Source organism: Micromonospora deserti (assembly GCF_003236335.1).
GTDB classification, from domain to species: Bacteria; Actinomycetota; Actinomycetes; order Mycobacteriales; family Micromonosporaceae; genus Micromonospora; species Micromonospora deserti.
Genome location: NZ_POUB01000431.1, coordinates 1 through 3147, shown reverse-complemented (window position 1 = coordinate 3147; position 3147 = coordinate 1). Strand labels below are relative to the sequence as shown.

Annotated in this window: 3 protein-coding genes; 1 reads left to right on the top strand and 2 read right to left on the bottom strand. The window is 73.0% G+C overall.

Annotation, left to right across the window (positions count from 1 at the left end):
- Window positions 1–73: 73 nt before the first annotated feature.
- Window positions 74–1021, bottom strand: a complete 948-nt coding sequence (locus C1I99_RS30670; RefSeq protein ID WP_111137643.1) for an NUDIX hydrolase — start codon at window positions 1019–1021, stop codon at window positions 74–76.
- Window positions 1022–1165: 144 nt separating this feature from the next.
- Between C1I99_RS30670 and C1I99_RS30665 the strand changes: the two genes are divergently transcribed.
- Complete coding sequence (locus C1I99_RS30665) at window positions 1166–1516, top strand: PspC domain-containing protein (protein ID WP_111137642.1); 351 nt, start codon at window positions 1166–1168, stop codon at window positions 1514–1516.
- Between the two features lie 7 nt (window positions 1517–1523).
- Here the strand turns inward: C1I99_RS30665 and guaA are convergent, their stop codons facing one another.
- Window positions 1524–3077, bottom strand: coding sequence for a glutamine-hydrolyzing GMP synthase (gene guaA / locus C1I99_RS30660; protein ID WP_111137641.1), 1554 nt, complete (start codon window positions 3075–3077; stop codon window positions 1524–1526).
- Window positions 3078–3147 lie beyond the last annotated feature (70 nt).

The following is a 3147-nucleotide window of genomic DNA, read 5'->3' as shown; positions in this document are numbered from 1 at the left end:
TTTTCAAGCAGAAGACGGAATACGAGAGGAGCGCTAGTCTCGTGGGCTCGGAGATGTTTATAAGAGACAGGGGCTAGGCAAGGCGGGCGGCTTGGACGGCTTCGGCGGTGACCTCGGTGAGGCGGTCGGTGGGGAGGGCACCGAGTTCCTCCCGGGCGAACCAGCGGGCCTCGCAGGTGGAACCGCCGACGTCGGCCACAGTGGGCGGGGCCGGCTGGTCGACGACCACCCGGTAGAAGGCGCGGACGCCGTGCCAGTCGATCGGGTAGCCCTCCGGGCCGAGCGACGCGGCGTCCCGGTGGCTGGCCACCCCGAGCAGCTCCACCAGGCGGCCGGTCTGCCCGGTCTCCTCCACCAGTTCGCGGATCAGCGCCGCGCCGGGCTGCTCGCCGTAGTCGGTGCCGCCGCCGGGCAGGTGCCAGCAGCCCGCGCCCGGGTAGCCGTCGGAGACCCGGGTCAGCAGCACCCGGCCGTCCGGGTCGGTGACCACCGCGTACGCGGCGAAGCGCTGGGCGCGGTGCAGCCCGTCCGGACCGGGCACCGCGTAGAAGGAGGGGAACTCCGGGGGCTCGTCGGGGACGATGTCAGCGGAGGAGGCGGGCAAGCCCAGGGCCCGCGCGGCGAACGAGCGCAGCGGCAGCTCGCGGGCCTCGTCGAGGGTGAACCAACGGGCCAGGTCGGTCGGCCGGTCGACCCGGTCGGCGAGCGTCCCGCCGCGGACCGAGACCCGGTAGATCAGGCGGTCGGTGTGGATGGTGATGCCCCGCTCCGGCAGCGCCCGCATGTCCGCCAGGACGTCGTGCAGGCCGGCGACCGTGACCGACAGGCCGGTCTCGGCCGCGGTCTCCCGCACGACGGTGTGATGGGGATCCTCGCCGTGGTCGACGGCCCCTCCGGGCAGCGACCACGTGCCGGGGGTGCCGGAGCGCTCCGAGGCGCGGACCAGCAACACTCGGCCGTCTGAATCAGCACAAACTGCGTATGCCGCGATCCTGCGGAGCGGCTCCAGCGAAGTGGTCACGGGGCCAAATTCTCCCCGGAACGCGTTACCGGCATCGAAAAGAGTCAGATTCCTGACTGAAGGCTCCCGGATCAGGGGCGGGTCAGGGTAGGGATCCGGGCGGTCACTGAGGCCGGCCCGGCGGCCAGGGCGGACCGTGGAGTCATGCCTTCCACGACCTCTCCCCAGGCCCCGTACAAGCAGCTCCGCCGCCCCACCACCGACCGGATGGTCGCCGGGGTGGCCAGCGGCCTCGGCCGCTACTTCGCCGTCGACCCCACCCTCGTCCGGGTGCTCTTCGCGGTCACCGGCCTGCTCACCGGCGGGCTCGCGCTGCTCGCGTACCCGATCATGTGGTTCCTGATGCCGGAGGAGCCGGCGGACGCGCCCGCCTGGCCGCACCCGACGGTCGCCGCGGCGCGGCCCGCGGCGACCACCTGGCCGGCCGCCGCCGCGGCGGCGGAGCCCACGCCCCCGCCGCAGCCTCAGCCGCCGGCCACGCCGCCCGCGGCGTGATCCGGGATCACTCCCACTCGATGGTGCCCGGCGGCTTGCTGGTCACGTCCAGCACCACCCGGTTGACCTCGGCCACCTCGTTGGTGATCCGGGTGGAGATCCGGGCCACCACCTCGTAGGGCAGCCGCGACCAGTCGGCGGTCATCGCGTCCTCGCTGGAGACCGGGCGCAGCACCACGGGATGCCCGTAGCTGCGCCCGTCGCCCTGCACACCGACGCTGCGCACGTCGGCCAGGAGCACCACCGGGAACTGCCAGACGCCCCGGTCCAGGCCGGCGGCGGTCAGCTCCTCGCGGGCGATCAGGTCGGCCAGGCGCAGCACCTCCAGCCGCTCCCGGTCCACCGCGCCGATGATCCGGATGGCCAGGCCGGGGCCCGGGAACGGGTGCCGCCAGACCATCGCCTCGGGCAGGCCGAGCTGGAGGCCAAGCGCCCGGACCTCGTCCTTGAAGAGCGTGCGCAGCGGCTCGACCAGGGCGAACTTGAGGTCCTCCGGGAGGCCGCCGACGTTGTGGTGGCTCTTGATGTTGGCCGTGCCGGTGCCGCCGCCGGACTCCACCACATCGGGGTAGAGGGTGCCCTGCACCAGGAACTCGACGTCACCGTGGGAGGCGATCTCCCGGGCGGCGGCCTCGAAGACCCGGATGAACTCCCGGCCGATGATCTTGCGCTTCCGCTCCGGGTCGGTGACCCCGGCCAGCGCGCCGAGGAACTGGTCCTGGGCGTCGACCACCTTCAGTTTGATGCCGGTGGCGGCGACGTAGTCCTTCTCGACCTGCTCGGCCTCGCCGGCCCGCAGCAGGCCGTGGTCGACGAAGACGCAGGTGAGCTGGTCGCCGACGGCCCGGTGCACCAACGCGGCGGCGACCGCGGAGTCGACCCCGCCGCTCAGGGCGCAGATAACCTCCTTGTCACCGACCTGCTCCCGGATCCGGGCGACCTGCTCGTCGATGATGTTCTCGGCCGTCCAGGTCGGCTCGATGCCGGCGACGTCGTAGAGGAAGCGCCGGAGCATCTCCTGGCCGTGCGCGGTGTGCCCGACCTCGGGGTGGAACTGCACGCCGGCCCGCCGCCCGGCCAGGTCCTCGAAGGCGGCAACCGGGGCGCCGGCGGACTCGGCGGTCACCGTGAAACCCACGGGCGCCTCCGTGACGCAGTCACCGTGACTCATCCAGACCGGCAGGTCGTCCGGCAGTTCGCGGAGCAGCACCCCGGCGTCCGGTCGGGCGCGCAGCGGGGTGCCACCGTACTCGCGGCTGCCGGTGCGGGCGACCGTGCCACCGAGCGCCCGGGCCATCGCCTGGAAGCCGTAGCAGATGCCGAAGACCGGCACCCCGGCGTCGAACATCCCGGCGTCGACCTGCGGGGCGTCCGGGGCGTAGACACTGGCCGGGCCGCCGGACAGGATGATCGCGGCGGGGTTCTTCGCCAGCATCTCGGCGACCGGCATGGAGTGCGGCACGATCTCGGAGTAGACCTTCGCCTCGCGCACCCGGCGCGCGATGAGCTGGGCGTACTGGGCTCCGAAGTCCACCACGAGGACAGGGCGAGGCGTGCTCATGTGCAGACAGCCTACCCACCGTCACCCTCGACCCGCCCCCGACCCGCCCTCCGCGCGGTTAACGTCACCC